At 71.2% G+C, this 25,244-nt stretch carries 25 protein-coding genes and 1 riboswitch; of the genes, 13 read left to right on the plus strand and 12 right to left on the minus strand.

Going from position 1 to position 25,244, the window contains the following annotated elements:
• Positions 1 to 27: 27 nt before the first annotated feature.
• The 6 genes from ACFQ7C_RS13815 to ACFQ7C_RS13840 form a co-directional block, all read right to left on the minus strand.
• Positions 28 to 825, minus strand: a complete 798-nt coding sequence (locus tag ACFQ7C_RS13815) for an ABC transporter ATP-binding protein (protein WP_378902034.1) — start codon at positions 823 to 825, stop codon at positions 28 to 30.
• The gene (locus ACFQ7C_RS13820; protein WP_378902037.1) at positions 822 to 1,655 is read right to left on the minus strand and encodes an ATP-binding cassette domain-containing protein; all 834 of its coding nucleotides are present in this window, start codon (positions 1,653 to 1,655) and stop codon (positions 822 to 824) included. The genes ACFQ7C_RS13815 and ACFQ7C_RS13820 overlap by 4 nt, the downstream gene beginning before the upstream one ends.
• Positions 1,652 to 2,512: an ABC transporter permease gene (locus ACFQ7C_RS13825; RefSeq protein WP_378902443.1), complete on the minus strand. Its 861-nt coding sequence runs from the start codon at positions 2,510 to 2,512 to the stop codon at positions 1,652 to 1,654. Before ACFQ7C_RS13825 ends, ACFQ7C_RS13820 begins: the two co-directional genes overlap by 4 nt.
• A gap of 86 nt (positions 2,513 to 2,598) precedes the next feature.
• A complete protein-coding gene (locus tag ACFQ7C_RS13830) occupies positions 2,599 to 3,549 on the minus strand; it encodes an ABC transporter permease (RefSeq protein WP_378902040.1) in 951 nt (316 codons plus the stop codon).
• Positions 3,546 to 5,057, minus strand: coding sequence for an ABC transporter substrate-binding protein (locus ACFQ7C_RS13835; protein ID WP_378902043.1), 1,512 nt, complete (start codon positions 5,055 to 5,057; stop codon positions 3,546 to 3,548). The genes ACFQ7C_RS13830 and ACFQ7C_RS13835 overlap by 4 nt, the downstream gene beginning before the upstream one ends.
• A 159-nt stretch (positions 5,058 to 5,216) precedes the next feature.
• A complete protein-coding gene (locus ACFQ7C_RS13840) occupies positions 5,217 to 6,173 on the minus strand; it encodes an alpha/beta fold hydrolase (RefSeq protein WP_378902046.1) in 957 nt (318 codons plus the stop codon).
• 67 nt (positions 6,174 to 6,240) lie between these two features.
• On the opposite strand from ACFQ7C_RS13840, the gene ACFQ7C_RS13845 reads away from it, so the two are divergent.
• The 3 genes from ACFQ7C_RS13845 to ACFQ7C_RS13855 all read left to right on the plus strand — a co-directional run bounded on the left by ACFQ7C_RS13845 (position 6,241) and on the right by ACFQ7C_RS13855 (position 8,092).
• Entirely contained in the window at positions 6,241 to 6,750 is a 510-nt protein-coding gene (locus ACFQ7C_RS13845) for a carboxymuconolactone decarboxylase family protein (protein WP_378902049.1), read from the plus strand.
• A gap of 29 nt (positions 6,751 to 6,779) precedes the next feature.
• Positions 6,780 to 7,541: a tyrosine-protein phosphatase gene (locus ACFQ7C_RS13850; RefSeq protein ID WP_378902446.1), complete on the plus strand. Its 762-nt coding sequence runs from the start codon at positions 6,780 to 6,782 to the stop codon at positions 7,539 to 7,541.
• 74 nt (positions 7,542 to 7,615) lie between these two features.
• Positions 7,616 to 8,092, plus strand: a complete 477-nt coding sequence (locus tag ACFQ7C_RS13855) for an SIP domain-containing protein (RefSeq protein ID WP_378902052.1) — start codon at positions 7,616 to 7,618, stop codon at positions 8,090 to 8,092.
• Here the strand turns inward: ACFQ7C_RS13855 and ACFQ7C_RS13860 are convergent.
• The 4 genes from ACFQ7C_RS13860 to ACFQ7C_RS13875 form a co-directional block, all read right to left on the minus strand.
• Positions 8,076 to 8,552 carry a Fe-S oxidoreductase gene (locus ACFQ7C_RS13860; RefSeq protein ID WP_378902055.1) on the minus strand — a complete coding sequence of 159 codons (477 nt, stop codon included), beginning with the start codon at positions 8,550 to 8,552 and terminating at the stop codon, positions 8,076 to 8,078. The genes ACFQ7C_RS13855 and ACFQ7C_RS13860 overlap by 17 nt on opposite strands.
• Positions 8,549 to 9,385 (minus strand): arginase family protein, encoded by an 837-nt coding sequence (locus tag ACFQ7C_RS13865; RefSeq protein ID WP_378902058.1) that lies wholly within the window; start codon positions 9,383 to 9,385, stop codon positions 8,549 to 8,551. Before ACFQ7C_RS13865 ends, ACFQ7C_RS13860 begins: the two co-directional genes overlap by 4 nt.
• Before the next feature lie 120 nt (positions 9,386 to 9,505).
• Positions 9,506 to 10,243 (minus strand): PspA/IM30 family protein, encoded by a 738-nt coding sequence (locus ACFQ7C_RS13870; protein WP_378902061.1) that lies wholly within the window; start codon positions 10,241 to 10,243, stop codon positions 9,506 to 9,508.
• A 99-nt stretch (positions 10,244 to 10,342) separates the two neighbouring features.
• Positions 10,343 to 12,373 (minus strand): TPM domain-containing protein, encoded by a 2,031-nt coding sequence (locus tag ACFQ7C_RS13875; protein ID WP_378902064.1) that lies wholly within the window; start codon positions 12,371 to 12,373, stop codon positions 10,343 to 10,345.
• A gap of 219 nt (positions 12,374 to 12,592) precedes the next feature.
• Here ACFQ7C_RS13875 and ACFQ7C_RS13880 point away from each other — a divergent pair, with 219 nt between their 5' ends.
• The 10 genes from ACFQ7C_RS13880 (at position 12,593) to ACFQ7C_RS13925 (ending at position 24,504) form a co-directional block, all read left to right on the plus strand.
• Positions 12,593 to 13,435, plus strand: coding sequence for a DUF3097 family protein (locus ACFQ7C_RS13880; RefSeq protein WP_378902067.1), 843 nt, complete (start codon positions 12,593 to 12,595; stop codon positions 13,433 to 13,435).
• 219 nt (positions 13,436 to 13,654) lie between these two features.
• Entirely contained in the window at positions 13,655 to 14,320 is a 666-nt protein-coding gene (trmB, locus tag ACFQ7C_RS13885) for a tRNA (guanosine(46)-N7)-methyltransferase TrmB (protein ID WP_378902449.1), read from the plus strand.
• A gap of 158 nt (positions 14,321 to 14,478) precedes the next feature.
• On the plus strand, positions 14,479 to 15,693 hold the full coding sequence (locus tag ACFQ7C_RS13890; RefSeq protein ID WP_378902452.1) for an MFS transporter: 1,215 nt from the start codon (positions 14,479 to 14,481) through the stop codon (positions 15,691 to 15,693).
• 26 nt (positions 15,694 to 15,719) lie between these two features.
• Positions 15,720 to 16,655, plus strand: coding sequence for a type II CAAX prenyl endopeptidase Rce1 family protein (locus ACFQ7C_RS13895; protein ID WP_378902070.1), 936 nt, complete (start codon positions 15,720 to 15,722; stop codon positions 16,653 to 16,655).
• A 56-nt stretch (positions 16,656 to 16,711) separates the two neighbouring features.
• Positions 16,712 to 16,776, plus strand: a riboswitch (guanidine-III (ykkC-III) riboswitch).
• Positions 16,777 to 16,785: 9 nt separating this feature from the next.
• Positions 16,786 to 17,106, plus strand: coding sequence for a DMT family transporter (locus tag ACFQ7C_RS13900; RefSeq protein ID WP_378902073.1), 321 nt, complete (start codon positions 16,786 to 16,788; stop codon positions 17,104 to 17,106).
• 178 nt (positions 17,107 to 17,284) lie between these two features.
• A complete protein-coding gene (locus tag ACFQ7C_RS13905) occupies positions 17,285 to 18,880 on the plus strand; it encodes a M20/M25/M40 family metallo-hydrolase (protein ID WP_378902076.1) in 1,596 nt (531 codons plus the stop codon).
• Between the two features lie 462 nt (positions 18,881 to 19,342).
• Complete coding sequence (locus ACFQ7C_RS13910) at positions 19,343 to 21,001, plus strand: SulP family inorganic anion transporter (RefSeq protein WP_378902080.1); 1,659 nt, start codon at positions 19,343 to 19,345, stop codon at positions 20,999 to 21,001.
• Between the two features lie 41 nt (positions 21,002 to 21,042).
• Positions 21,043 to 22,914 carry an alkyl/aryl-sulfatase gene (locus tag ACFQ7C_RS13915; RefSeq protein WP_378902083.1) on the plus strand — a complete coding sequence of 624 codons (1,872 nt, stop codon included), beginning with the start codon at positions 21,043 to 21,045 and terminating at the stop codon, positions 22,912 to 22,914.
• Positions 22,915 to 23,047: 133 nt separating this feature from the next.
• Positions 23,048 to 23,518: a hypothetical protein gene (locus ACFQ7C_RS13920; RefSeq protein WP_378902086.1), complete on the plus strand. Its 471-nt coding sequence runs from the start codon at positions 23,048 to 23,050 to the stop codon at positions 23,516 to 23,518.
• Positions 23,515 to 24,504 carry a cation diffusion facilitator family transporter gene (locus ACFQ7C_RS13925; protein WP_378902089.1) on the plus strand — a complete coding sequence of 330 codons (990 nt, stop codon included), beginning with the start codon at positions 23,515 to 23,517 and terminating at the stop codon, positions 24,502 to 24,504. The genes ACFQ7C_RS13920 and ACFQ7C_RS13925 overlap by 4 nt, the downstream gene beginning before the upstream one ends.
• 39 nt (positions 24,505 to 24,543) lie before the next feature.
• Here ACFQ7C_RS13925 and ACFQ7C_RS13930 read toward each other — a convergent pair whose 3' ends face one another.
• Both ACFQ7C_RS13930 and ACFQ7C_RS13935 read right to left on the minus strand, forming a co-directional pair.
• Positions 24,544 to 24,807: a hypothetical protein gene (locus tag ACFQ7C_RS13930; protein ID WP_378902092.1), complete on the minus strand. Its 264-nt coding sequence runs from the start codon at positions 24,805 to 24,807 to the stop codon at positions 24,544 to 24,546.
• A gap of 19 nt (positions 24,808 to 24,826) precedes the next feature.
• On the minus strand, positions 24,827 to 25,165 hold the full coding sequence (locus ACFQ7C_RS13935) for an ATP-dependent DNA ligase (protein WP_378902095.1): 339 nt from the start codon (positions 25,163 to 25,165) through the stop codon (positions 24,827 to 24,829).
• Positions 25,166 to 25,244: the final 79 nt, after the last annotated feature.

Below are 25,244 nucleotides of genomic sequence, written 5' to 3' on the forward strand. Positions count from 1 at the left end.
CCTATCGGCGGCCACTGACGCGGGCGGTCAGGACGAGCCGGCGTCAATCACGGGGATGGAGGCCAGCAGCCGCCGCGTGTACGCGACCTGGGGCTGCAACAGCACCTTCTCGGTGGGCCCCTCCTCGACGATGCGGCCGTCCTTCATGACGACGACCTCGTCGCACAGGTTCTGCACGACGCCGATGTCGTGCGACACGAGCAGCAGAGTCAGCCCGTCGCGAGCGCGAAGGTCGCCGAGCAGCTCGAGGATCTGCGCGCGCACCGTGACGTCGAGGGCCGACAGCGGCTCGTCGCCGACGAGCAGCCGCGGCCGGTGCACGATCGCGCGCGCGAGCGCGATGCGCTGGCGCTGACCGCCCGAGAACTCGTGCGGGAAACGGTCGGCCATGTCGGCCTCGAGCCCGACGTCCTCGAGCACCTCTCGGACGCGCGCGCGACGGTCACCGTCGATGCCGAGCGCCCACAACGGCTCACCGACGATGCGGCCGACGCTCATGCGCGGGTCGAGCGACGCGTAGGGATCCTGGAACACGATCCCCGTCTGCCGTCGCAGCCAGTGCAGCGACCGGGCCGAGGCGGTCGCGTCGACGGGTCGCCCGTCGAACTCCAGCGTGCCCTCCGAGGGAGTGTCGAGCGCGAGCAGCAGGCGCACGAGCGTCGACTTGCCCGACCCCGACTCGCCGATCAGGCCGACCGCCGAGCCCTCGCGCACGTCGATGTCGGCATCCTCGAGTCCCGTCGTGAACGCACGCTTCTCGAACAGGCGCGTCTTGGGGGCCGGGTAGCGACGCGTGAGCCCGCGCCCGCGGATGAGCACGGTCACGGTGCGCCTCCTTCCGAGGCTTCGCCCCACGGCCCGGACGCGTCGGAGCGACCCTCGGGCCGCCACAGCGTCGCGGTCGCATCGCGCAGCAGTTCCCGCGTGACGACGGAGGTCGGCGCCGAGAGCAGCTGCGACACCGGACCCGCCTCGACCACCCGCCCGTGCTCGAGGACCACTCCGTGCGACGCGATCTGCGACAGCACCGCCAGATCGTGCGTGATGAAGACGAGCGACATGCCGTCGTCGCGCGCCAGCGACAACAGCAGCTCGAGGATCTCGGCCTGGATCGTCACGTCGAGGGCCGTCGTCGGCTCGTCGGCGATGAGCAGCCGTGGCCGGCAGGCGAGCGCCATCGCGATCGCGACCCGCTGGCGCTGGCCGCCCGACAGCTGATGCGGGTAGCGCCCCACGATGCGCTCGGGATCGGGCAGCGCGACACGGGAGGCCTCGGCGACCGCGCGGGCGGCAGCATCCCGTTTCGACGGCCCCTCGTGGATGCGGATCGACTCGGCGATCTGGCGGCCGACGGTGCGGATGGGGTTGAGCGCGGTGCGCGGCTCCTGGAAGACGATGCCGATCTCGTCGCCGCGGAGCTCGGCGAGCTCGCCGTCGGGAAGCCCCAGGATCTCGCGGCCGTTCCATCGCACGCTGCCCGAGGAGCTCGCGCGGTCGGGGAGGAGGCCGAGGATCGCGAGGGCCGTCAGCGACTTGCCCGAGCCCGACTCGCCGATGATGCCGACGCGCGCGCCGTCGGGCACGGAGAACGAGATGCCGTCGACGACCCGGCGGCCGTCGATCTCGACCGTGAGGTCCTGCACCTCGAGACTCACGAGACGACCTCCGGGATGTGCAGTCGAGCCCGGCGGGTTGCGAACGGACTCCGCGAGAGGGTCGGGTCTGTCGCCTCGCGCAGTCCGTCGCCGAGCAGATTGAGGCCCAGCACGGTGATCGTGATGGCCAGACCCGGCCACACCACCGACAGCGGGTGCACGCCGATGAACTGCTGCAGCTGCGCGAGGAGCAGGCCCCACGACGGCTCGGTCACGGGTGCGCCGAAGCCGAGGTACGAAAGGCCCGCCTCGGCCAGCACGGCGACCGCCATGCCCCACGAGAGCTGCACGATGAACACCGGCGCCACGTTGGGGAGCAGGTGCCGCCACAGATTCTGCGCCGGCGTGAGGCCGGAGGCGCGTCCGGCGAGCACGAAGTCGCTGTGCAGCACGCGACGCAGCTCCGGCCGCGTGACACGGGCGATGTTGACGCCGAAGCCGATGCCGACGGCCCAGATCACGACCCACAGCGACCCGCCCCACACCGCCGAGATCATCATCGCGATGATCAGCACCGGGAACGCGATGAGGATGTCGACGAACACCGCGACCGACTCGCGGACCCACCGGGCCGTGAGCGCGCCGAGTGCGGCGAGCGAGATGCCGATCACCGTCGCCACGATGCCGGCGCCGATCGCGACGAAGACCGTGGTGCGGGCGCCGGCCATGAGGAGGCTCAGGATGTCGCGGCCCGAGCCGTCGGTGCCGAGCAGGTGAGGCCAGCCCGGGAGAGCCCACCGGTTCGCGATGTCGACCTTCTGCGGGTCGAACGGCGTCCAGAACCGTGCGACGAGCGCCGTCAGGCCGACGACAGCGACGACGATGAGGCCGAACCGCCCCGTCGACAGCGCCCACAGTCGGCCGAGCCACGCCCAGCGCGACGGACGCCGCGATGCGGACGGGGCGGGGGGCGCGGCATCCGTCGCCGGCACTCGATCCTCGCTCACGACGCCTCCCGCTGACGGGGGTCGATCACGCGGTGCACGAGATCGACGACGAACCCCACGATGAGCACGAAGCCCGTGAGGGCGAGGAGCTCCCCCTGCACCTTCGGCAGGTCGCGTGCGGCGACGTCGGCGACGAGCATGCGTCCGATGCCGGGGAGGGAGAACAGCTGCTCGATGACGACCGCGCCGACGATGATGCCCGCGACCTGCAGGCCGAGCACCGTGATCACCGACAGCCCGACGACGGGCAGACCGTGGCGGATGAGCGCCTGATCGCGGGTGAGTCCCTTCGCGGCCGCGGTGCGCACGAAGTCCTGTCCGACGGCCTGCAGAGTCGCGCTGCGCACGAACCGCAGCAGCATGGCGCCCTCGACGATGCCGATCGTGAGGGCGGGGAGGATGAGCGAGCGCAGCGCCGCCCATGGATCGTTCCAGCCCGAGCGCGGGAAGCCCTGCGCGGGCAGCCACCCCAGCCACACCGCGAAGACGACGACGAGCATCATGCCCGCCCACACCACGGGCACCGCGGCGAGGGTCTGCGCGCCGACGCTGAGGCCGGTGCCGGAGGCGCGACCGCGACGCAGGGCCGACAGCACGCCGAGCGGCACGCTGATCACGACGGCGATCAGGAGCGACAGGATGCCGAGCGGGACGGTCACCTCCGCCTTCTGGGCGAGCTCGTCCACCACGCTCGTGCCCGTGAGCAGGGATGTGCCGAGGTCGCCGCGGAACAGCCCGCCGATCCAGGTGAGGTACTGCTCCGGGAGCGGGCGGTCGAGGCCGAGCCGCTGCCGGATCGCGTCCTGCTGCTCGGGGGTGGACCCCACGCCCGCGATGAGGTGCGCGATGTCACCCGGCAGCACCCGGAGCGTGACGAAGATCAGCACGCTGGCGACGAGAAGCCCGAGCAGCAGCAGGGCGAATCGGGTCAGCGTGTACCGGATCACCCGTTGCTCTTGGCGATCTCGGCGATGTTCAGGCGCTCGTTCACGTTGATCGAGGGCATACCGGTGATGCTAGTCCCGACGGCCACGACGGAGGCGCCGTTGTAGAGCCAGTCCGCGCCCGCGTCCTCGGCGACGATGCGGGCCGCCTGCTTGCGCAGATCGGCGGCCTCGGACTCGTCCGTGGCGGCCAGCGACTGGGCGTACAGGTCCTGCACCTCGGGGTTGTCGTAGGTGAAGTAGTAGTCGGGGTTCGCCCAGTTCTCGAAGTCGCGCGCCTCGGTGTGCAGCACGAAGCTCAGGTCGTAGTCGTGGTTCGTGTAGACGTCGGTGAGCCACGTGGTGAAGTCGACCGAGTCCACGTCGAGCGTGATGCCCACCTCGTCGAGGTCCGACACGAGGATCTGCGGGATCGTCGTGGAGTAGAAGCTCGGGATGGTGAGGGTGAGCTCCAGGTCGTCCTCGAAGCCGGCCTCTTTCAGCAGCGCCCGCGCGGCCTCCGGATCGTGCGGCGCGACGTCCGACAGGTCCTCGTAGCCCGGGTCGAGTTCGGGGATCGGCCCGTACTGGGTCTGCCCCGACGCGAGCGCCTCGATGATGGCGTCGTGGTCGATCGCCTGGCGGATCGCCTGCCGCACGCGCTTGTCGGCCAGCGGCCCGGAGGTCTGGTTGAACGCGAGCGTGCCCTTGTCGGTGGACTGTCCGAGCACGAGGGCGAAGTCGCCGTTCTGCTCGACCTGCTCCTTCAGGTTCGCGTCGAACCCGGTGAGCACGTCGACCTCGCCCGCGAGCGCCGCGTTGAGGGCGGCCTGGTTGTCGGGGATGTAGTCGAAAACGACCTCGGCGGCGCCGGAAGCCTCGCCCCAGTAGGTGTCGTTGCGTTCGAACATGATGCTGTCGCCCTGGCGCCACTGGCTCAGGACGAACGGGCCCGTGCCGTTGGCGGCGGTCTTGTAGTCGACCGTGTCACCCTCCTTGAGGATGATGCCGGCACGACCGGTGAGGTTCCACAGCAGACTCGAGTCGGGCTGGCTGAGGGTCAGCGTGATGTCCTGACCCTCCGCGGTGATCGAGGTGACGCCGGCCAGCCGGGCCGAATCGCGCCACGCCGTCGTGTCGCGCCGCGTCGTGAGCGACCACACGACGTCCTGCGGGGTCAGCTCCTGCCCGTCGTGGAACGTCACGCCCTCGCGGAGCGTGAAGGTGTAGGTCAGGCCGTCGGGAGAGACCGTCCAGTCGCTCGCGAGCGCGGGGACGATGTCCTGCTCGGGCGTGCGGGCGACGAGGCCCTGGTAGATGTTGTCGACGAGGATCTGGTCCAGCGCCGAACCCGCGGTCTCGCGGATGTCGAGGTTGCCGGGCTCGAGCACCAGCCGGATCGCGACCGACGCGTCGGGGTCGGGCTCGCCGGGCGAGGTGGGCACCGCACCGCCGCCACCGCTGCAGGCGGTGAGGACGAGCAGACCGGCGGCCAGCAGCGACGCTGCGGCGAGGGCGGTGCGACGGAGCATGAAGGTCCTTTCGGGGGAGGGTCCCGTGCGGTGCGGCCCGGCAAGGGGGGTCGTCGCCGGTGCGCGTATCAGCCTAGGGACATGGCGACGCCGTGAGGCAACCCGGTACCCGGAACGCAACAGAAGCGTTAATGCTTCCCTTCGCGGCGGGTGCGGGGCTCAGTCGCCGGTGGCAGCCGCGCGCAGCCGGGCGCCCAGCTCGAGGGGGATCTCCTCCTGCACGTTGTGACCCGAAGGGACGACGGCGACGGATGCTGCGGGCACGCGCCGTGCGAACTCCGCGGCGTCAGCCTCGGTGACGTAGCCGCGCTCGCCGCGCAGGAGCGTGGTCGGGGCGGTGACCGCGGCCAGATCCTCCCAGCCGGCCTCGCCGAGGGGGGCGGCGACGGCATCCTGCGGCGGGGCGTCGGTCGCTGCGGCGGCGGGTGCGGCCGATGCCGCGTTGGCGAGACGTGCGAAGTGGTGCTTCCACTCCACCCGGCCGTCGGGACGGATGCGCGAGTTGAAGAAGACGCCGCGCTCGGCCTTGCGCCGCGTGCCGCCGCCGAGCCCGAAGGCGAGCGCGCGGTCGACGAGCTCGTCGCGCGAGGCCCAGTCGACCGGCCCTGCGAAGAAGTCGCGGATCTGCCGCGCACCGGCGTTCGGGTCGAGGCCCGGCGTGATGTCGATGACGATGAGCTCGCGCACGAGATCCGGGCGGGATGCCGCGACAGCCGCAGCGGTCAGGCCGCCGAGCGACTGGCCGACGAGCAGCTGAGGGGCATCGGCCCAGGCGTCGATGCCCGCCGCGACGTCGGGGGCGAGCACGCGTCCCACGTAGGCGGCGTCAGCGCGCCACGACGAGTCGCCGTGGCCGGGCAGGTCGATCGCGAGCGCGGGGAGCCCGAGCGCGAGGATCGTGGTGTCCCACGTGTGGGCGTTGAGACCCGCGCCGTGGAGGAACGTCACCACGGGCGCGGCCTCGGGGGTGTCTGCGGGCGCATAGCGCAGCGCGCTCAGCGTGCGGCCGTCGGCGAGCGCCAGCGACAGGCGCCGGCCGCGCGGCACGTCGGCGTCGATTCCGGCCTCCGCGGCCTGCTCTGGGAGGAACGAGAACTCGTCGATGGGGTCGCTCACCCGCTCATCATGCCCCACCCCGGCGACGCCCGGCCCCGCGCCAGCCGGCCCTGGGTAGTCTGGCGTCATGACGGCAGAACACCGCGTCCACCTCTCGCGAGCGGCGCGACCCGCCTATCAGGCGCTCTCGGCCTTCTCGAAGACCGTGGGCGGCATCGCCGCCGAGAACGGCATCGACGACCGGCTCAAGGAACTCGTGCAGATCCACGCGTCGCAGCGCAACGGCTGCGCGTACTGCGTGCGGGTGCATGTCGAGCGGGCGCTCGCCGCCGGTGTCACGGCGGACGACATCGCGCAGCTGCCGGTGTGGCGCGAGTCCGGCGTCTTCTCCGACCGCGAGCGCGCGGGCCTCGAACTCGCCGAGGCCTACGTCTACATCCACGAGGACGGCATCCCCGACGAGGTCTACAACCGCATCGGCGGGGTGCTGAGCGAGAAGGAGTACGTCGCCCTCAGCTGGATCCTGGTGTCGATCAACGCCTTCAACCGCATCGCCATCGCGGGCCGGTACAGCACGCCGCCCCGGGACGACCTCGTCGGTGAAGACAAGGACGCCGCGGCCGGCGCCGCGTGGTGACGATCGCAGAACCTCCGCCCGGCGACCCGCTGACCCCGAGCCCGCCCGGAGGAGCCCCGGACCCTGCGCCGGTCGACCCCGTCGTGCCCGGTGCTGTCAACCTGCGCGACGTCGGCGGCCTTCGCGCGGGTCCCGCGGCGACGCGCTACGGCGTGCTCTTCCGCTCCGGCAATCTCGCCCGCCTCGACCAGGCCGGCACGCGGGCCCTCGCCGATCTCCGGCTTCGCCGCATCATCGATCTGCGGGCTGACGACGAGGTCGCGCGCGACCCGAGCCGCATCGCGGGCCTCGACGTGGTGACGCAGCGGGTGCCGCTCTTCCTCGGCTCCGTCGAGTCGTTCTTCCGCGACGACATCAGCCTCGACGAGATGTACCGCCGGCTCGTCGACGACTCGTCGGACGGCGTGATCGCGGTGGTGCGCGGCATCCTCGCCGACCAGCCGGTGCTCGTGCACTGCACGGTGGGCAAGGACCGCACCGGCGTGACGATCGCCCTCACCCTCGCCGGCGCCGGCGTCGACGCGGACGCCGTGATCGCCGACTACGCCCGCACCGAGGGCCTGCTGCCCGCCCGGCGCAATCGCAAGATCGTCGAGATGCTGCGCGCGATGCACCCCGACGCCGTCCACCTCGAGGATCTCGCCACCAAGTCCCCGGCGCCCGTCATGCGCGCCCTGCTCGACGACGTCGCCCGGCGCTACGGGTCGGCGGAGGAGTATCTCCGCGCCCACGGCCTCGACGACGCCGAGATCGCCGAGCTGCGGCGCGTGCTGCTCCAGCGTGACGCGTAAGGACGCGGCATCCGTTTTTCACGGTCCGTAATGAGGTTAGGCAACCCTTCATAAGCGGTTATAGTGGAGGTGTCATGAGCCACACCACCAAGCCTCAGAGCGTCACGCACAACGCGTCGGCGTGCCGTGCGTCGCGTCACACGCGCGTCCAGCACCTGATCACGGCCGACGAGTCGTCGCTGGCCGAGCTCGAGGCCGTGCTCGCGACGCTGCCGATCTGCTCGACGGGCCGGGTCTTCATCGAGGTGCCCGACGCATCATGGGTCGCGGGCGTCACCGCCCCGAGCCGCATGGTCGTGACGTGGCTCGACCGTTCGCAGCGTTCCGGCGCCCCGGGCACGGGCCGCGGCTGCACCTCGGGCGAGGCGCTGACGCGCGCCGTCACCGCCTGGGCCGACGAGATGCTGTGCGCAGACGACGACGAGACCCGCATCCACCTGCTGGGCGGCTACCTCGGCACGGCTGACATTCTCGACCACCTGGTCGGCCTCGGGATCGCCGCGGACGCGATCCACACCCCGGCGCAGTACGGCCTCACCACCGCGCGCTGACACCCGCCGTGCCGCGCGGCACGTAGTTGCCGTCCGCCAGCCCCGCCTCGATCTCGAACCGGTTGCGCAGCGGGTTGCGGCCGGCCAGCAGGTACAGGACGGGCATGAGCAGCCCGTAGCGCTGCCACTGCCGCTTGTGCACGGCCTCGTGCCTCAGCAGGGCGTCGCTGATGCGGCCGTCGCCGGTGAGGAAGCAGCCGCCCACGCACGAGCCGCCGCGCGGGAACGTCCAGCGCGGCATGCCGCGGAACACCCACAGGCCGTGGCGCTTCTCGACGGGGCCGGTGCTCCACAGCGTGCCCCACACCCAGCCGACCGCGCAGCCGTACCAGTAGCCGACGCGACTGATCGGCGAGTCCAGCAGGAACGACGGGATGGCCTCGTCGATGCGCCGGCCGCGGATGACCGCGCGCTCGGCGGCGGCGTGCCACCCGGCGGGCGGTGCGGGGATCGGGGTCACGCCAGCGCCCCGATCACGCGCAGGATCGCGCCCAGGTCGTCGGTGGCCGCGGCGAGCGAGGCGGGGGAGTAGCCCGCGAGGGAGGCTCCGACCAGTGGGACGCGCTCGCGCAGGCGCGCGACCGCGACGGTCAGCTCGGCCACGGTGACGCCGAACGGCTCGGGGTGGGCGTTGCCGGCGATCTCGGCGGGGTCGAGCGCATCGATGTCGATGTGGACGTAGACCGCGTCCGCGCCGGTGGCGAGCACCGCGTCGGCGAGCGCGTCGGCCTCGCGCAGTGCCTCCACGCTGAGGGCCGCGATGCCGAGCTCCGACACGGCGTCGAGCTCGGGGTCGTCGAACGAGCGCGCCCCGCCGACGATGACCCGCTCGGCTGCCACCGTGCCCGCCGGCAGCGACAGACCGGGGTCGCCGTCGCCGATCACGGCGCGCAGCACCATGCCCGCGAAGGCACCCGACGGCGACGAGTCCGGGGAGTTGAGGTCGGGGTGCGCGTCGATCCAGACGACGGCGAGGCCGGGGGAGCGGCGCGCGGCGTGCCCGATCGGTGCCAGCGCGATGCCGCAGTCGCCGCCGATCGTGAGCACCGGCTCGTCGGGTGCGGCCGCGTCGTGCGCGTCCAGCGCCTGCGCGACCATCCCGTTCACGCGCTGCAGGGCGCTCAGGCGATGGATGCCGGTGCCCAGCGATTCTCCGGCCTCCATCGGCACATCGAGCACGGTGGTGGACGCCCGGGGGAGGTCTCCGGCGATCGCCTGGGCGCCGTCGATGAGCTGCATCGCGCGGGAGGAGGGGCTTCCCTGCCACTGCGGGACCACGAGGTAGCGCGTCATCCCTTCATCTTCGCGCAGACCGGGGGCGGCGGCATCCGTCCCGGCCGTCGTTCGCTGGAGGCAGACGCGAGGGGCGCCGGATCCGTGCGGATCCGGCGCCCCTCGGCGTGAGCGGTGGGCTCAGTTCTCGATCGCGGCCTGCACCGGCGCACCGGACTTGAGCGCGGCGAGACGGGCCTCGACCTCGGTCAGCTCGCCGACGTCCTCGAGGGCGTTGAACTGCGCGTCGAGCGTCGACGCCGCCAGCTCCTGCTTGCCGGCGGCGAGGGCCTCCTGGCGGCGGACCTTGTCTTCGAAGCGGCCGAGCTCGCTCGTCGGGTCGAGCACGTCGATCGACTTGACGGCGTCGTGCACCTTGTTCTGGGCCTCGGCGGTCTTGGCGCGCGCGAGCAGCTCGGACCGCTTGGCCTTCAGCTGCTCGAGCTTCTGCTTCATGCCGTTGAGGCCCTCTTTGAGCTTGTCGACGACCTCGTTCTGCGTCGCGATGGTCGGCGCGATCGCCTTCGCCTCGTTCTCCTCGCTGATCTGGCGCTGCAGCGCGATCTTGGCGAGGTTGTCGAACTTGTCGGCGTCGGCGGTGTTGCCGACCCCACGCAGCTCGTCGGCCTTGCGGCTGGCGGCGAGCGCCTTGTTGCCCCACTCGGCGGCCGCCTGCACGTCCTCCTGGTGGTCGCGCTCGAGCAGGCGCAGGTTGCCGATCGTCTCGGCGATGGCCGACTCGGCGTCGGCGATCGAGTTCGTGTAGTCGCGCACGAGCTGGTCGAGCATCTTCTGCGGGTCCTCGGCCGAGTCGAGGAGTGCGTTGATGTTCGCCTTCATGAGGGTCGAGATGCGACCGAAGATGGACTGCTTCGCCATCGGATTTCCTTCCTGTCGGACTTCAGTTCTGAGTCGTGGGTCTGGTCTGGGGGACGGATGCCGCGGCATGCTGCGCGCGGATGGCTCCGCGTGTTCGGGTCAGAAGCGGCCACCTCCTCGGCGGGCGCGCGTGCCGCCGCCTCCGAAGCTACCGGGTCGCATGCCGCCCGACGAGCGCCCGCCGCCGCCGCCCAGCATGCCGCCGAGGCCGCCGCCCATGCCACCCGAGGAGCGCCCGCCGCTCAGCACGGAGTTGAGCACGATGCCGCCGAGCACTGCGCCGAGCATGCCGCCGCCCCCGCCCTGCTGGCCGCCGCCGAGCATCCCGCCCATGCCGCCGTCGAACGCTCCGACGTCGTTCTGAGCGAGCTGGATCGCCTGCCCGGCGAGCTGGTCGGCGCGCTGCGCCTGCTGCATCGCCTGCTGCGGGTCGCCCGCCTGCAGCGCCTGCGCGCGGGCGAGCGACGCGCCGGCTTCGGCGAGGCGCGTGCGCGCCTGCGCTCCGACCGCGCCGCGGCGCGCCGTGATGTAGTCCTCGGCGGCCGACACCTGGGCCTGCGCCTGCATCATGACCTGGCCGACCATCTGACGTGCGCGCTGCGCCTGTGCCTCGGCGTCGCGAACGCCCTTCACGAGCGCGTCGATCTGCGTGTTGGCCGCTTCGAGGCTCTGGAGCGCCGCGAGCGGACGCTTGGCGGTGCCGGTGAGCTGCCCGCGGGCGGCGTCGAGCTGCTGGCGCGTCGATGCGATCACGCCCGCGATCCGCCCGTCGGCGTCGGGCAGCGCGGACGCCACGGCGATGTCGCTCTCCAGCTCGGTGACGAGGGATGCGGCGTTTCGCTCGCCCTCGGCGAGATCCGTCGCGAGCTTGTCGACGGCGTCCTCGAGCAGCGTCGCCTGGCCGACCGCCTCTTCGGCGGCCCGGATGCCGACCGCGGCCTCGCCGCCGTCGCCCGCGCCGATCGCGGCCTGCGCGGCGGTGAGCTGCTCGTCGGCGAACGCGAGGCGCTGCCTGGCCTGCTCGGGGTTGTCGACGACGGTCGCGAGCGCCTCGGGGGCGTACGCCGTCTGCAGGCTCTGCAGCCGGGACGTGGCCTGGTCGAGGGATGCGGCGGCCTTCGCCCTCGCGTCATGCACGCGCGCGAGCGCCTCGGGGGCGTTCTGCTCGAGCTTGCGCAGCTCGTCGAACGCGGCGGCCTTCTCGTCGAGGAGCGCGTTGGACGCCTCGCACAGCGCGATGATGCGCTCGTTCCAGGCACGCGTGTCCTGCTCGGAATCGGGGAGGTGGTCGTCGAGCTTCTGCTTCAGACCGAATGCCTCGTCGAGGCTCTGCTTCGCCGTGGCGAGGGCCGCCTCGAACTCGATGGTCGCGGCGTCCCCGAACTGCGCCTTCGCGAAGGCGAGCTCCTGTGCGCTGGTCTTGATGGCGTCGTCGGTCTCGACGAGCAGCGACGAGGAGCGCCGCTCGAGGTCCTCGATGCTCGGCTGAGGCGGGCCGGCGGGGCCTGCGGAGCCGGGTGTCACGGCGCCCTTCCTGCGCCGCCGGAGGAACATCACGAGCAGCACGATGGCGACGCCGACGACGACGATGACGAGCAGCCATGTGAACCAGCCGCTGCCGCCGGCATCCGCACCCGGGGTTCCGCTCCCGCCGCCCGCGGCGTCGGTGATGCCGTCGGCCGCGGCGTCGACGGCGCCGAGCCAGTCGTCCTGCGCGAGGGCGGGCTGGATCTGCTGCTGCTCGATCGACGCGACCTGGTCCTCGCTCAGCGGCCCCGACGAGTCGGCCGACAGGTAGTACTGGCGGCCCTCGGTCGAGACCGCGAGGAGGTACTGGGTCGGCCCCAGTCCGTTGTCCTCGGCGGTCTGGTTCGCCCAGTCCGCGGCGGCCGACGGTTCGGTGAACTGGTCGACGTACACGACCCACAGATCGAGTCCGGTGTCGGCCTTCAGCTGCTCGAGACGGCTCTGCGCCTCGGATTCCTCCCCCGAGGACAGCACATCGGCGTCGTCCAGGACGTAGCCCGAGCCGAGCGTCACCGGGGGAGTCGCGAGCGCCGCCCCGCCGCCGATCGCCGTGACCGCGACCACCGCAGCGGACGCCAGCGCTGCAGCCCATCGCAGTCGCATCGATCCCCCCTCTGGGACTCGGGTTCCCCCTCCCGCGAGTCTATTCAGCCGCGGGGATACGACGATAGCCCACGGCCCCGACGCCCCATGTGTGTTCGCCGAGAACGTATCCGAGCGGATGCCGCGGCCCGCCGCCGGTCGCGTGGTCGGGCGTGGGAGCGGGTCGCTGCCGCGTCCGGCGCGGTGCGGCGGGTAGCCTGGCCGATCCGGAGGAGGACCATGGACGATCGCTACGGCGCCGATGTGCTGGCCACGGGCTGGAAGGGCCACGGGGTGCGCGAGCTGCCGCGGGTCGCAGCATCCCGTGATCTCGTCGTCGAGGTCGCCGATGACGGCTTCTGCGGCGCCGTCGTCGGGGCGTCGGGCGGCATGGTGGAGCTCGAGGACCGCCTCGGCCGACGCCGCCTGTTCCCGCTGGGTGCCGGCTTCCTCATCGACGGCAAGGACGTCGTGCTCGGCCCGCCGGCACCGGCCGCGGCGCCGGCCGGCCCGAAGCGCACGGCGTCGGGGTCGTTCGCGACCGCCGACTCCCGCGCGCGCGTCGCGCGTGCGAGCCGCATCCTCGTCGAGGGCCGGCACGATGCCGAGCTCGTAGAGAAGGTGTGGGGCGACGACCTGCGCGAGGAAGGCGTCGTCGTCGAGTATCTGCAGGGCATCGACCTGCTCGACGCCGCGCTCGACGAAGAGCCGCCGTCGGCCGAGCGCCGCTACGGCGTGCTCGTCGACCACCTGGTGCCCGGCTCCAAGGAGTCGCGCATCGCCGACGCGATCGCGCGCGGCCGCCACGGAAAGCACGTGCTGATCGTCGGGCACCCCTGGATCGACGTGTGGCAGTGCGTCACCCCTCGCGCCGTCGGCATCGAGCGCTGGCCCGAGGTGCCGCGCGGCATCGAGTTCAAGGTGGGCGTGTGCCGCGCGCTCGGCTGGCCCGCGCGCGACCAGGCCGACATCGCCCGGGCGTGGCAGCGCATCCTCGCCTCGGTGAAGACGTACCGCGACCTCGAGCCCGCCTTCCTCGGCCGCGTCGAGGAGCTCATCGACTTCGTGACCGCTCCCTCCTGACCTCGCGCCGTCCCGCGCGCCAGGGTCCTCCGTCCGCGAGAGTGCACCTCGTGGACGAGAGGGAGGGAAGCACCCCGCATCTCGTCCACCAGCTGCACTCTCGCGGGAATCGAGCGGCGCCCTGGGTAGCCTGGAGGGGTGACGAACCCTGCCACGCCCGCGCACGAGCCCCGCACCTTCCGTGAGAAGCCGGTGTCGTTCGTCCGGCGCAGCGGCAGGATGTCGGACGCCCAGGAGCGCGCCTGGAGCGAGCTCGCCCCGCGGTACGTGATCGACGTGCCGCGCGATCGTGCGGCCACGAGCATCCTCCCCGACTCCGAGATCGACCCCGCGGCGGTGTGGGGGCGCGACGCGCCGCTCGTCGTCGAGATCGGCTCCGGACAAGGGCACGCGATCGTGCACGCCGCGACCTCGCGGCCAGACACGGACTTCCTGGCGATCGAGGTCTTCCGTGCCGGGCTCGCGCGCACCATGCTCGACGCCGACCGGGCGGGCGCGCGCAACCTGCGCCTCGTCGAGGCGAACGCGCCGGAGGTGCTGCAGCATCTGCTGCCCGCAGCATCCGTCGATGAGCTGTGGGTGTTCTTCCCCGACCCGTGGCACAAGAAGAAGCACACCAAGCGGCGCCTCGTCGCCGAGGGCTTCGGTGCGATCGCCGCCAGGGCGTTGAAGGACGGTGGGATGCTGCGGCTCGCGACCGACTGGGAGGACTACGCGCTGCAGATGCGCGAGGTCATGTCGTCGGCGCCGGACTTCGAGGCGACCTTCGAGGGGGAGTGGGCGCCGCGCTTCGACGGCCGCGTGCTGACCGCCTTCGAGCGCAAGGGCGCGCGTGTGGGACGCGACATCCGCGATCTGTCGTACCGCCGCGTCGCGAGGTCATGAGCGGACCCACCGGCCCCCTCACCGGTCCGGTCCCGGTGCCGGGACCGACGCCCGACTCCGCGCGCGAGCCGGAGCCGAGGTCCGCTCCCGGTGAGGTGCCGAGGTCGAGCCGCGACCCGTGGCGGTTCGTGCGGCCGCTCGGCCACCGCGACTTCCGGATGCTGTTCGGCGCGGTCGTGCTGTCGATCTTCGGCGCCGGCATGTGGGCCGTCGTCATGGTGTACACCGTCATCGGGGCGGGCGGCGGACCCGTCGAGCTCTCGGCCGTGGCGGCGGCGAACGCGGTCGGCCTGCTGGCGTGCGCGATCCCGGGCGGCATCGCCGCCGACCGTGTGCCGCGACGGCTCCTGCTGCGCCTCGTGGAGCTCGTGAACCTGCTCGCGATCACGTCGGTCGCCGTCGCGGGCGTGTTCGGCGCCGTGACGATCCCGCACCTCGCGGTCGTCGCGTTCGTGATGGGCGCCGGCGCGGGATTCTTCTTCCCGGCGTACAGCGCGATCCTCCCGCGCATCCTTCCGCCCGCGCAGCTGCTCGCGGCCAACGGGCTCGAGGGCGCGATCCGGCCCGCCCTCCAGCAGGCCGCGGGCCCGGCGGCAGCGGGTGTCATCGTCGCCGCGGTGCTCGCGCCCGCGCATGCCGCCTGGGGGGTCGTCGCCGCGCACGCGCTCGCGTTCGTGCTGCTGCTGTTCGTGCGGCCGGAGCCGCTCGCCGCGCCGGGGGAGCAGCACGAGGCGCCCGAGGGCGTGCGCGGCGTGCTCCACGACCTTCGCGAGGCCGTGGGCTTCACCGTCCGCACGCCGTGGCTGCTGTGGACGCTCCTGTTCGCGACCGGGTGGGTGCTCGTGTTCGTCGGCCCCGAAGAGGTGCTGCTGCCCTTCGTCACCCGCGAGCGCGTCGGCGAGGATCCGCGCTTGTTCGGGTTCCTCCTCGCGATCTACGGCATCGGCGGCGTGCTCGGCTCGATCGTGGTCTCGTCCATGAAGCTGCCCCGCCGCTATCTCAGCGTGATGATGGGCGTGTGGGGCGTCAGCACGCTGCCCTTCGCGATCGTCGGCGTCACCCACCAGTACTGGCTGATGGCGCTGTGCCTGTTCGTGGTGGGCTTCGGCTTCAGCTACGGCAACGTGATCTGGGGCACGCTCCTGCAGCGCCGCGTGCCGCGTCACATGCTCGGACGCATCTCGAGCCTCGACTTCTTCGTGTCGCTCGCCCTCATGCCGCTGTCGATGGCGCTTGCCGGACCGCTCGCCGAGGTCGTGCCGATCGAGGCGATCTTCATCGCGGCAGGTGTGATCCCGCTCATCCTCGGCGCGCTCGCCTACGTCGTCGCGCGCATGGCGAAGGATGAGATCGACCACCCCCTCGACCACTGACCCGACCCCGACCGGAGCCGCCCCGCATGCCCGCACATCCCGACGCCCCGCCCGTGCCGGTCGTCCGCACCTGGTCGTGGGGGCTCGCGCCCGCGCTGCTCGTGTGCCTCGCTGCCCCAGCGTTCTTCGTCGTGCGGGTGCCGTGGCTCGGCTGGGTGCTGCTGGCGGCGGGCCTCGCGATGGCGCTCGTGACGGAGCGGACGGATGCTGCCGCCCGGCCCTCGTCGCCGGTCACGCCGGCCGTGGGTGAGGTGCGGGCGCGCACCAGGCTCGAGACGGCGGCGGCCGTCGGCATCCGTCCCCCGTCGCTCCTGCGCGATCTCACGCTGATCGCCGCAGGGCTCCTCATCGTGAGCGCGATCCCGCTGAAGGCCGAACTCGACGACCTCGCGATCCTGCGCTTCGCGATCGCCCTGGGCGGGGCGGTCGCCGTGCCCTACGCGATCTCGCGGTGGGTCTACCGGGATCGGGCGATCCGGTTCCCGTGGCGCGGCGGCGGCCGGTGGACGAGGTTCCAGTGGACGTGGCTCATCGCCGTGCTGCTGCTGGGATGGCTGATCCTGCCGTTCTACTTCATCACGTCGGGTGTCTACCTCAACTGGCCCGTCGTCGACACGCCCGAGCTCATCGCGCGGCTGTTCGTCGGCGTCGGCGCGGTCGGCATCTGGGACGAGCTCTTCTTCATCTGCACGTGCTTCGCGCTGCTGCGGCGGCACTTCCCGTTCTGGCAGGCGAACATCCTGCAGTCGGTGGTGTTCGTGTCGTTCCTGTGGGAGCTCGGGTACCAGGCATGGGGACCGCTGCTCACCATCCCGTTCGCGCTGCTGCAGGGTTTCATCTTCATGAAGACGCGCTCGCTCGCCTACGTCGTCACGGTGCATCTGCTGTTCGACGCGGTCGTCTTCCTCGTGCTCGTCCACGCGCACAACCCGGGCATGCTCGACTGGCTCTTCTTCGTCTGACCCCCGCTGCCCAGGGGGTGCCCAGGGGGTGCCCAGGGGGAGCGGCTAGAGTGGCCAGCGGATCCCCGACCGGATCCCCGGACGACGGATCAGTACCCGGTACGCGACAAGACTGGCCAGGAGCACAGCCATGTCGTGGGTCATCCTCATCGTTTCCGGCATCCTCGAGGCCGTCTGGGCCACCGCGCTCGGCAAGACCGAGGGCTTCACCAAGCTCTGGCCGTCGGTCGTCTTCGGCGTCGCGCTCGTGGCCAGCATGGGCGGACTCGCCTGGGCGATGCGCGACATCTCCACCGGCACCGCGTACGCGGTGTGGGTCGGCATCGGCGCGTCGCTGACCGTCGCCTACGCGATGATCACCGGCGACGAGGCGTTCTCGTTCGTCAAGATGCTCCTCATCCTCGGCCTCGTCGGCTGCGTCGTGGGGCTGAAGCTCGTCGGCCACGAGTGATTCTCGGGACGGATCCCGCGACCCGGCGCAGTCGCCGGGGCGCAGCATCCGTCCCTGCCGGCCGTTTATGAGAGCTCGATGAAAATCCCGGGTCACGGTATGGAAGGCGCGGCGGGTGTATGTGAGCATCCCCGCAGGAAGCCGGCGCCAGAGGGGTCGCCGGCGGAGAGGCACGACCATGCCCATGAGAACCAGGCGCGCCTGGGCCATCGCCACCGCGGTCGCCCTGACGTCCACCGTCGCACTGGCCGGTCCCGCATACGCGGCGCCGAACAACAACTCGGTCAAGAAGATCGAGAAGGCCGTGACGCTCGAGGGGGTGATGTCACACCTCGAGGCGTTCCAGGCCATCGCCGACCAGTACGGCGATCGGGCGGCCGGACGGCCCGGATACCGGGCCTCGGTCGACTACGTCGTCGGCGAGCTCACCGCCGCCGGGTACACGCCCACCGTGCAGGAGTTCACGTTCCCGTACTTCGAGGAGAACTCGGAGCTCGCGCGGCTCAGTCCCAACGCGCACACTTTCGTCGAAGGCACCGACTTCCTGAGGTCTGCCTGGGACATCGGCGCCATTCCCGAGGGCACGGCGACCGGACAGCTCGTGCTCGTCGACCTCGTCCTTCCGCCGACGCCGGCTCCCAGTTCGACGAGCGGGTGCGAGCCCGCCGACTTCGCCGGGTTCCCGGCAGGTGGGATCGCCCTCATGCAGCGCGGCACCTGCGGGTTCAACGTGAAGGTGCTCAACGCACAGAATGCGGGGGCCTCCGCGGCCGTCATCATGAATGAGGGACAGCCGGGGCGCACCGGCCTGCTCAACATGATCGGCGACAGCGCGGGGATCACGATCCCCTCGGTGTTCACCACCTTCGATGCCGGCGTCGACCTGGCATCGACGCCCGGCGCCACCGTCACCGTCACCGTGGACTTCACCTCCGAGCCGCGGCTCGCGTGGAATGTGCTCGCCGAGACGGCCACGGGAAATGACGACAACACCGTCATGGCCGGCGCGCACCTCGACAGCGTGCAGGACGGCGCGGGCATCAACGACAACGGCTCGGGCAGCGCAGCGCTGCTGGAGACCGCGATCCAGATGCAGAAGACCAAGCCGAACAACACCGTGCGCTTCGCGTGGTGGGGCGCCGAGGAGGAGGGCCTGCTCGGCTCCGAGCACTACGTCGAGAACCTGTCGGACGAGGAGGTCGCGGACATCGCGCTCTACCTGAACTTCGACATGATCGCATCGCCGAACTACACCTTCGGCATCTACGACGGTGACGAGTCCGACTTCGTTGCCCCCGTGGATGTGCCCGAGGGGTCGGCGCAGATCGAGGACGTCTTCGAGGCGTTCTACGACGGCCGGGGCGAGCCGTACAAGGGCACCGAGTTCTCGGGACGTTCGGACTACGGCCCGTTCATCGCGGTCGGAATCCCGGCCGGCGGCCTGTTCACCGGCGCCGAGGTGCCGAAGACGGCGGACGAGGCTGCCCTGTGGGGCGGTGTCCCGGGAGCGCAGCTGGACCCGTGCTACCACGAGTTCTGCGACAACCTGGCAGGCGAAGGTCAGGACGCGGCGCTCTACGCCGCGCTCAGCGAGGACTACGACCTCGTCGGCAACATCAACACGTTCGCGCTCGACGTGAACGCGGATGCCGTCGCCGCGGCCGTGATGACGTTCGCGTTCGACACGTCGACCGTGAACGCCGTCAGCTCCCCGGGCAAGTCGCACGGCGCGGGCAAGAGCATGGACGCGTTCAAGGAGCGCTTCGCGCAGTGATCGGACGGATGCTGCGCCCCGGCGATCGCGCAGGGGCGCAGCATCCCTCATCCTCAACCTCACGTCGAGATGACTTCCTCGTGAGCTCTTGACGACGGGGCTTCTGAGGAGGACATTCGATCTTGCGAAGAGAAAACAGAGACGTAGGACCCGAAAGGGACCCGGAACACGGAAACCACTTCGCATTGACGATCCCCCCGGCGCTTCGGCACCGAGGGGATCATCCTGTTGCGCCCGGCGTCGCCGGGGCTCTCGTCCGAAGCCGGAGCCCCGGCGAGGCGTGCTCCACGCCGGCGCTCGGGCGTGGTCGCCGCCTTACGTCGGGCCTCGCGCGGCGCGGGTGGCCGGCGACGGTCACGAGCGAGGCGGTCGTCCCGCCGCTCGTGCCCGTCGATCCCGTCTGACGCCGCATAATCGTGCCAAGGTGGAGACGACTGTGTCCCCACGCATCCAGGAGCAGGAATGCAGCGACCCCTCGCAGGCCTGACCAGGCGCAACCTCGCCACGGAGCTCACGGCCGGCGTCACGCTCCTCGCCATCGCCATCCCGCTCAACATCGGATACGCCCAGATCGCCGGGCTGCCCGCCGCCGCAGGGCTCTACGCGCTCATCGTGCCGACGATCGTGTACGCGCTCGTGGTGTCGTCCCGCCAGGTCGTGGCGTCGCCGGATGCCGCGGCCGCCGCCCTCGTCGCCTCCTCGATCGGCGGGCTCGCGGCCGCCGGCAGCGCGGACTACTCGACACTGGCGCTCGCGCAGGCGATCATCTGCGGGGTCATGTTCGTCCTGATGGCGGTGTTCAAACTCGGCTTCCTCGCGAACTTCCTCTCCAAGCCGATCCTGATCGGGTTCGTCGGCGGACTGGCCCTCGACATCCTGGTCAGCCAGATCGCGAAGATGCTCGGGATCACGATCGACTCGGGCGGCGAATTCGTCGACAAGGTCTTCGGGCTCGTGTCGAACCTGGAGACGACCAACGCGTGGTCGCTGGCCATCGCGGCGGTCTCGGTCGCGATCCTGCTGCTCGGCAAGAGATTCCTGAGGGCCGTGCCGTGGGCGCTCGTGGTGCTCATCCTGTCCACGCTGCTCGTGGTGCTCACCGGGCTCGACCAGCGCGGCGTCGACGTGCTCGGGGAAGTGCCGGCGGGGCCGCCCACGCTGACGTGGCCCGTCATCGACTGGCAGATGTGGATGGCGCTGATCCCGTCGGCGATCGCGCTCACCCTCGTCACGACGGCCGAAGGCCTCCTCGTCTCGCGGTCGTACGGGGAGAAGCACGGCTACCCGTTCCACGCGAACCGAGACCTGCTCGCCTTCGGCCTCGGCAACATCGCCGCCGGCGCGCAGGGGAGCTTCTCGATGGGCTCGTCGACGTCGCGCACCGCCGCGATGGACCAGGCGGGCTCGCGCACCCAGCTTCCGTCGCTCGTGCTCGCGGTCGGGACGCTGCTGCTCCTGCTGTTCGGCACGGCCCTGCTCGCCGACATTCCGTCGCCCGCGATCGGCGCCGTCGTCGGCGTGGCGATCCTGCCTCTGCTCGGCATCCGCGAGTTCCGCCGGCTGTGGCGACAGGACCGCTTCGAGTTCGCCATCGGCGCGGTGTGCTTCCTCGTGACGCTGTTCGTGGGCGCGATCCCCGGCATCGTCGTGGCGTTCGTGCTCGCCCTCATCAACCTCGCCAAGCGCGCGGCGAACCCCGCCATCGACGTGCTCGCTGCGGACGACGACGCGAAGCAGTCGCTGCTCGAGGAGGCCGCCGCCGGCACGACCACCGCGCCGGGCGTCGTGGTGGTGCGGATGGCGGCGCCGCTCTTCTTCGCGAACGGCACCGTCTTCGCCGCGGCGGTGAAGCGAGCGGTGACCGGCGCCGATGAGCCCGTGAAGCACGTGGTCATCGACATGGAGGCGGTGACCGACATCGACGTGACGGGCGCCGAGGCGTTCGCGGCGCTCGAGGAGTGGCTCGACAGTCAGGACGTGAGCCTCGCATTCAGCCGCGTCCGGATCCCGACCAGGGCCCGGCTGGAGGAACTCGGCCTGTTGTCCGGTCAGGCGTTCTTCGCCACGAACCGCGACGCCGTCGCGGCACTGGTCACCGGAGGCTCCGCACCGCAAGACTGAGCATTCCGGCCGCCGGGGCCGGATCGGAAGGGAAGATCACCATGCGACAGCGCGATCCAGAGGCGTCGATCCGCGAAGCCCATGCGAAGGCACTCGCCTCGCTCCCGTTCGCCGACACCGACGACTTCGCCGCGGCGGATCGCGGGTTCATCGGCACGGTCGACGATCCGAAGATCCGCAACGAAAAGGGCGACGTGGTGTGGGATGCCTCGAGCTACGACTTCGTGCAGGGCGACGCGCCCGATTCGGTGAACCCGAGCCTGTGGCGGCAGTCGCAGCTCGCGGCGAAGCACGGGCTCTACGAGGTCGTGCCGGGTCTCTACCAGGTGCGCGGGCTCGACCTCTCGGTGATGTCGGTGATCGAGGGCGACACCGGCGTGATCGTCGTCGACCCGTTGATCTCGGTGGAGACGGCCGCGGCGGCGATGGCGCTGTACCGCACGCACCGCGGGGACCGCCCCGTTCACGCGGTGATCCACTCGCACAGCCACATCGATCACTTCGGCGGCGTCCTGGGCATCGTCAGTCAGGACGACGTCGACTCCGGACGGGTGCAGATCGTGGCGCCCGAGGGATTCCTCGAGCACTCGGTCGCAGAGAACGTGTATGCCGGCACCGCCATGGCACGCAGGGCCGGCTACATGTACGGCGCGGCGCTCGAGCGCGGCCCGCGGGGCCAGGTCGGCGCAGGGCTCGGCCAGACCACGTCCACCGGCAACCCGACGATCCTTCCCCCCACCCTCGAGGTCACGACGACGGGCGAGACGCACACCATCGACGGCGTCGAGTTCGAGTTCCAGATGGCGCCGGGCACCGAGGCGCCCTCCGAGATGCATTTCTACCTGCCGCGCTACCGCGCGCTGTGCATGGCCGAGAACGCGACCCACACGCTCCACAACCTCCTGACGCTCCGTGGTGCGCTGGTGCGCGACCCGCACGTCTGGTCGCAGTACCTCACCGAGGCCCTCGAACGATACGGCGACGAGGTCGAGGTCGTCTTCGCCTCGCACCATTGGCCGACGTGGGGCAACACGGAGATCCGCGAGTTCCTCGCGATCCAGCGCGACCTCTACGGCTACCTGCACGACCAGACGCTGCGGCTGCTCAACCAGGGCTACAACGGCGCCGAGATCGCCGAGCTGATCGAGCTGCCGCCGGCGCTGGAAGCGTCGTGGAGCACCCACGGCTACTACGGCTCGGTCAGCCACAACGTGAAGGCGATCTACCAGCGCTATATGGGCTGGTTCGACGGCAATCCCGCGCGGCTCTGGCCGCACCCGCCGCAGGCGATCGCCGAGCGCTACGTCGCGGCGATCGGCGGCATCGACCGGGTGGTCGAGCTCGCGCAGGGGGCGTTCGACGGGGGCGACTACCGCTGGGCCGCGACGCTGCTGGATCACGCGATCTTCACCGATGCCGACCACCGGGGGGCGCGCGTCCTGTACGCCGACACGCTCGAGCAGCTGGCCTACGGGGCCGAGAACGGCACATGGCGCAACTTCTTCCTGTCCGGTGCCACCGAGTTGCGCGAGGGCAGCTTCGGCACGCCCACGCAGACGGCGGCGCCGCTGATCATCGCCCAGCTCACGCCGGAACAGCTCCTCGACGCCGTGGCCATCCGGGTGAACGGACCGAAGGCCTGGGACCTGGACCTCGCCCTCGACGTCACCCTCACCGACCTCGGCCGCAGCTTCCACGTGACGCTGCGCCACGGGGTGCTCATCTACATCGAGCGCGAGCCCGACCCCGCGACGCCGCTGCAGCTCACGCTCTCGAAGCCGCGCCTGATCCGGCTCGCCGGCGGCGACACGGATTCCGAGGGCATCGAGGTGCGCGGCGACGCCGGGGTGCTGCGGCAGATCCTCGGTGTGCTCGACCAGGGCGACCCGGACTTCGAGATCGTCCTGCCGTAATCGCGTCCCGGCCCTCGCCGGCGCCGCCACCCGCGGCGCCGGCGAACGGCCGGGAGGGGCGCATGCGCTAGCAGTCGGATCCGGGAGGGTCAAGGCGGTCCCGACCACCGTCTCCCGGCCTGAGACTCGGGGCATGAGCCGGTGGCGACGCGTGTGGAGCGTCCCCCTGCTGGCGCTGACGCTGTGCGCCGCGGGTTGCGGCATCACGGTGCCGAGCGATCCGCAGGGCACGCTCGACCGAGTGCGCGGCGGTGAGCTGAGAGCCGGCGCGTCGGCCTCCGGCGAGCTCGTGACCATCGATGGGCCCGAGGTGGGCGGGTCGCTCGCCGGGATCGTGGAGGGGTTCGCCGACTCAATCGACGCGAGAGTGACGTGGACCGTCGGCAGCGAGGAGGACCTCGTCGACGGGCTCGAGGCAGGGGAACTCGACCTCGCGATCGGGGGCATGACCGACGCGACGCCGTGGTCCGACCGGGTGGCGGTCACCCGGCCTTACGAGGCGATCCCGGGCGCCCGCGGCCCGGTCGTGCTGCTCGTGCCCCTGGGCGAGAACGCCTGGCAGGCCGCCCTCGAGGGCTACCTCGACGAGGAGGTGGCGCGATGAAGACGATGGGGCGCACCGACCTGCCGGCCGCCCAGCAGAAGGCCCTTCGCAGCGCCATCCGCTGGGAGTGGTTCACGATCGGCTACACGGTGGTGACGATCGGGCTTCTCGCGCTCGTCGTCGGCGGCTCGCAGGCGATGAGGACCGCGTGGATCGAGGACATGCTGTCGCTGATCCCGCAGATCTCCTTCCTGATCGCGCTGCTGTTCATCCGGCGCCCGCCGACGCGCGCCTTTCCTTTCGGGCACCACCGCGTGATGGGCGTGGGCCATCTCGTGGCCGGTGTCGCGCTGCTCGCGGTGGGGGGAAACCTCGCGTACGAGGCGGTCAGCGGACTGGTGCGGGCGGAGCACCCGTCGATCGGCACGGTGTACCTGTTCGGCCAGACCATCTGGCTCGGCTGGTTCATGGTCGCGGTGATGAGCGTGATCGTGATCGGGCCGTTCTTCTACGGGCATGCCAAGGCGAAGCTGGCCCCGAAGCTGCACAACAAGGTGCTGTACGCGGATGCCGACATGGCCAAGGCCGACTGGACCTCGACGGCGGCCGCGATCGTCGGCGTGCTCGGCGTCGGGGTCGGGCTGTGGTGGCTCGACGGCGCCGCCGCGCTGTTCATCTCGGGCGGGATCGTGTGGGACGGCTGGCGCAACAGCCGTGCGGCCATCCGTGACCTCATCGACCAGCGGGCCCGGACCGAGGACGACGCTCGACCTCATCCCCTCATCACCCGGATCGCGAACCGGGTGGAGGAGTTCCCCTGGGTGCGCGAGGCCGCCGTGCGGATGCGCGACATGGGTCAGGTGTTCCACGTCGAGGTGTTCGTCGTGCCGGTTCACGGCGACGTCCGCCTCGACGAGATCGAAAGGGCGCGGGCCGCGGTCGCCTCGCTCGACTGGAAGGTGCAGGACGTCGTCGTCATCCCGACCCCGACGCTGCCCGACGAGGCGGAACCCGCGGGCGCTCGCCGATCGCACCGCGACGCCTGAACGGCCGGTTCGTGCGGGCCGCAGCATCCGTTCCGGTGATCAGCCGACGAACGGCGGGCCTCCGCCGGACCAGATCACCTCCGGACTGGGCACGGGCAGCTCGTCGGGGATCGGGATGATCGCGAGAGGAACGCCCGGCATCAGCAGCAGATGGGCGACGCGCATCTCGCCCTCGCCGTCATTGACCTCGAGCCAGTACGGGCCTCCGGCGAGGCCGGTCTCGATCTCGTCGCGAAGATCCTCGAAGCGGCGCCCTCCGATGCTGTAGTGGTCCCCGCCGTAGTAGATGTCGATCCTCTTCATCACCGCTCCCATCCGCCTGTCAGCCTGCGAGGTCGTGCTCCTCGGTGTCTTGGGCATGCGGCATCGCCGGTTCGGGCACCAGATACAGCCCCGTGGGGGAGTTCGCCGTGTATGCCAGCGCGTCGATCCATGCCGGATTCAACTGGGGTTTGCGGCTGCCGTAGAACTTGTACACCAGCGAGCATCTCGGATGGATCCATACTGTCGTCCGGCCGTCGCCGATGCTGGCGTCGTCGCGCCAGGTGAAGTGGAAGGGCTCGCCGCGCCGCAGCTTCGTGCCGATCACCAGTTGAAGATGTGCCAGGGTCCTGTCATCGAAATCGACCTTCACGGTCCCTTCGTAGATCAACTTGCCCATGATGGGCCTCCGTGGGGAGATGTCGACGTCCGAAGCGCTGGGGGCCGCAAAAAGGAGGACATCGATCCGCTCCCGCTAC

The organism is Microbacterium sp. NPDC056569 (assembly GCF_042793475.1).
In the GTDB taxonomy this organism is placed as follows: Bacteria; Actinomycetota; Actinomycetes; order Actinomycetales; family Microbacteriaceae; genus Microbacterium.

Bases quoted from the DNA above. Each gene is read 5' to 3' on its own strand.
- ACFQ7C_RS13835 (WP_378902043.1), bottom strand. From the start codon at position 5,057: ATGCTCCGTCGCACCGCCCTCGCCGCAGCGTCGCTGCTGGCCGCCGGT.
- ACFQ7C_RS13845 (WP_378902049.1), top strand. From the start codon at position 6,241: ATGACGGCAGAACACCGCGTCCACCTCTCGCGAGCGGCGCGACCCGCC.
- ACFQ7C_RS13855 (WP_378902052.1), top strand. From the start codon at position 7,616: ATGAGCCACACCACCAAGCCTCAGAGCGTCACGCACAACGCGTCGGCG.
- ACFQ7C_RS13865 (WP_378902058.1), bottom strand. From the start codon at position 9,385: ATGACGCGCTACCTCGTGGTCCCGCAGTGGCAGGGAAGCCCCTCCTCC.
- ACFQ7C_RS13870 (WP_378902061.1), bottom strand. From the start codon at position 10,243: ATGGCGAAGCAGTCCATCTTCGGTCGCATCTCGACCCTCATGAAGGCG.
- ACFQ7C_RS13875 (WP_378902064.1), bottom strand. From the start codon at position 12,373: ATGCGACTGCGATGGGCTGCAGCGCTGGCGTCCGCTGCGGTGGTCGCG.
- ACFQ7C_RS13880 (WP_378902067.1), top strand. From the start codon at position 12,593: ATGGACGATCGCTACGGCGCCGATGTGCTGGCCACGGGCTGGAAGGGC.
- trmB (WP_378902449.1), top strand. From the start codon at position 13,655: ATGTCGGACGCCCAGGAGCGCGCCTGGAGCGAGCTCGCCCCGCGGTAC.
- ACFQ7C_RS13890 (WP_378902452.1), top strand. From the start codon at position 14,479: ATGCTGTTCGGCGCGGTCGTGCTGTCGATCTTCGGCGCCGGCATGTGG.
- ACFQ7C_RS13895 (WP_378902070.1), top strand. From the start codon at position 15,720: ATGCCCGCACATCCCGACGCCCCGCCCGTGCCGGTCGTCCGCACCTGG.
- ACFQ7C_RS13900 (WP_378902073.1), top strand. From the start codon at position 16,786: ATGTCGTGGGTCATCCTCATCGTTTCCGGCATCCTCGAGGCCGTCTGG.
- ACFQ7C_RS13905 (WP_378902076.1), top strand. From the start codon at position 17,285: ATGCCCATGAGAACCAGGCGCGCCTGGGCCATCGCCACCGCGGTCGCC.
- ACFQ7C_RS13910 (WP_378902080.1), top strand. From the start codon at position 19,343: ATGCAGCGACCCCTCGCAGGCCTGACCAGGCGCAACCTCGCCACGGAG.
- ACFQ7C_RS13915 (WP_378902083.1), top strand. From the start codon at position 21,043: ATGCGACAGCGCGATCCAGAGGCGTCGATCCGCGAAGCCCATGCGAAG.
- ACFQ7C_RS13920 (WP_378902086.1), top strand. From the start codon at position 23,048: ATGAGCCGGTGGCGACGCGTGTGGAGCGTCCCCCTGCTGGCGCTGACG.
- ACFQ7C_RS13925 (WP_378902089.1), top strand. From the start codon at position 23,515: ATGAAGACGATGGGGCGCACCGACCTGCCGGCCGCCCAGCAGAAGGCC.
- ACFQ7C_RS13930 (WP_378902092.1), bottom strand. From the start codon at position 24,807: ATGAAGAGGATCGACATCTACTACGGCGGGGACCACTACAGCATCGGA.
- ACFQ7C_RS13935 (WP_378902095.1), bottom strand. From the start codon at position 25,165: ATGGGCAAGTTGATCTACGAAGGGACCGTGAAGGTCGATTTCGATGAC.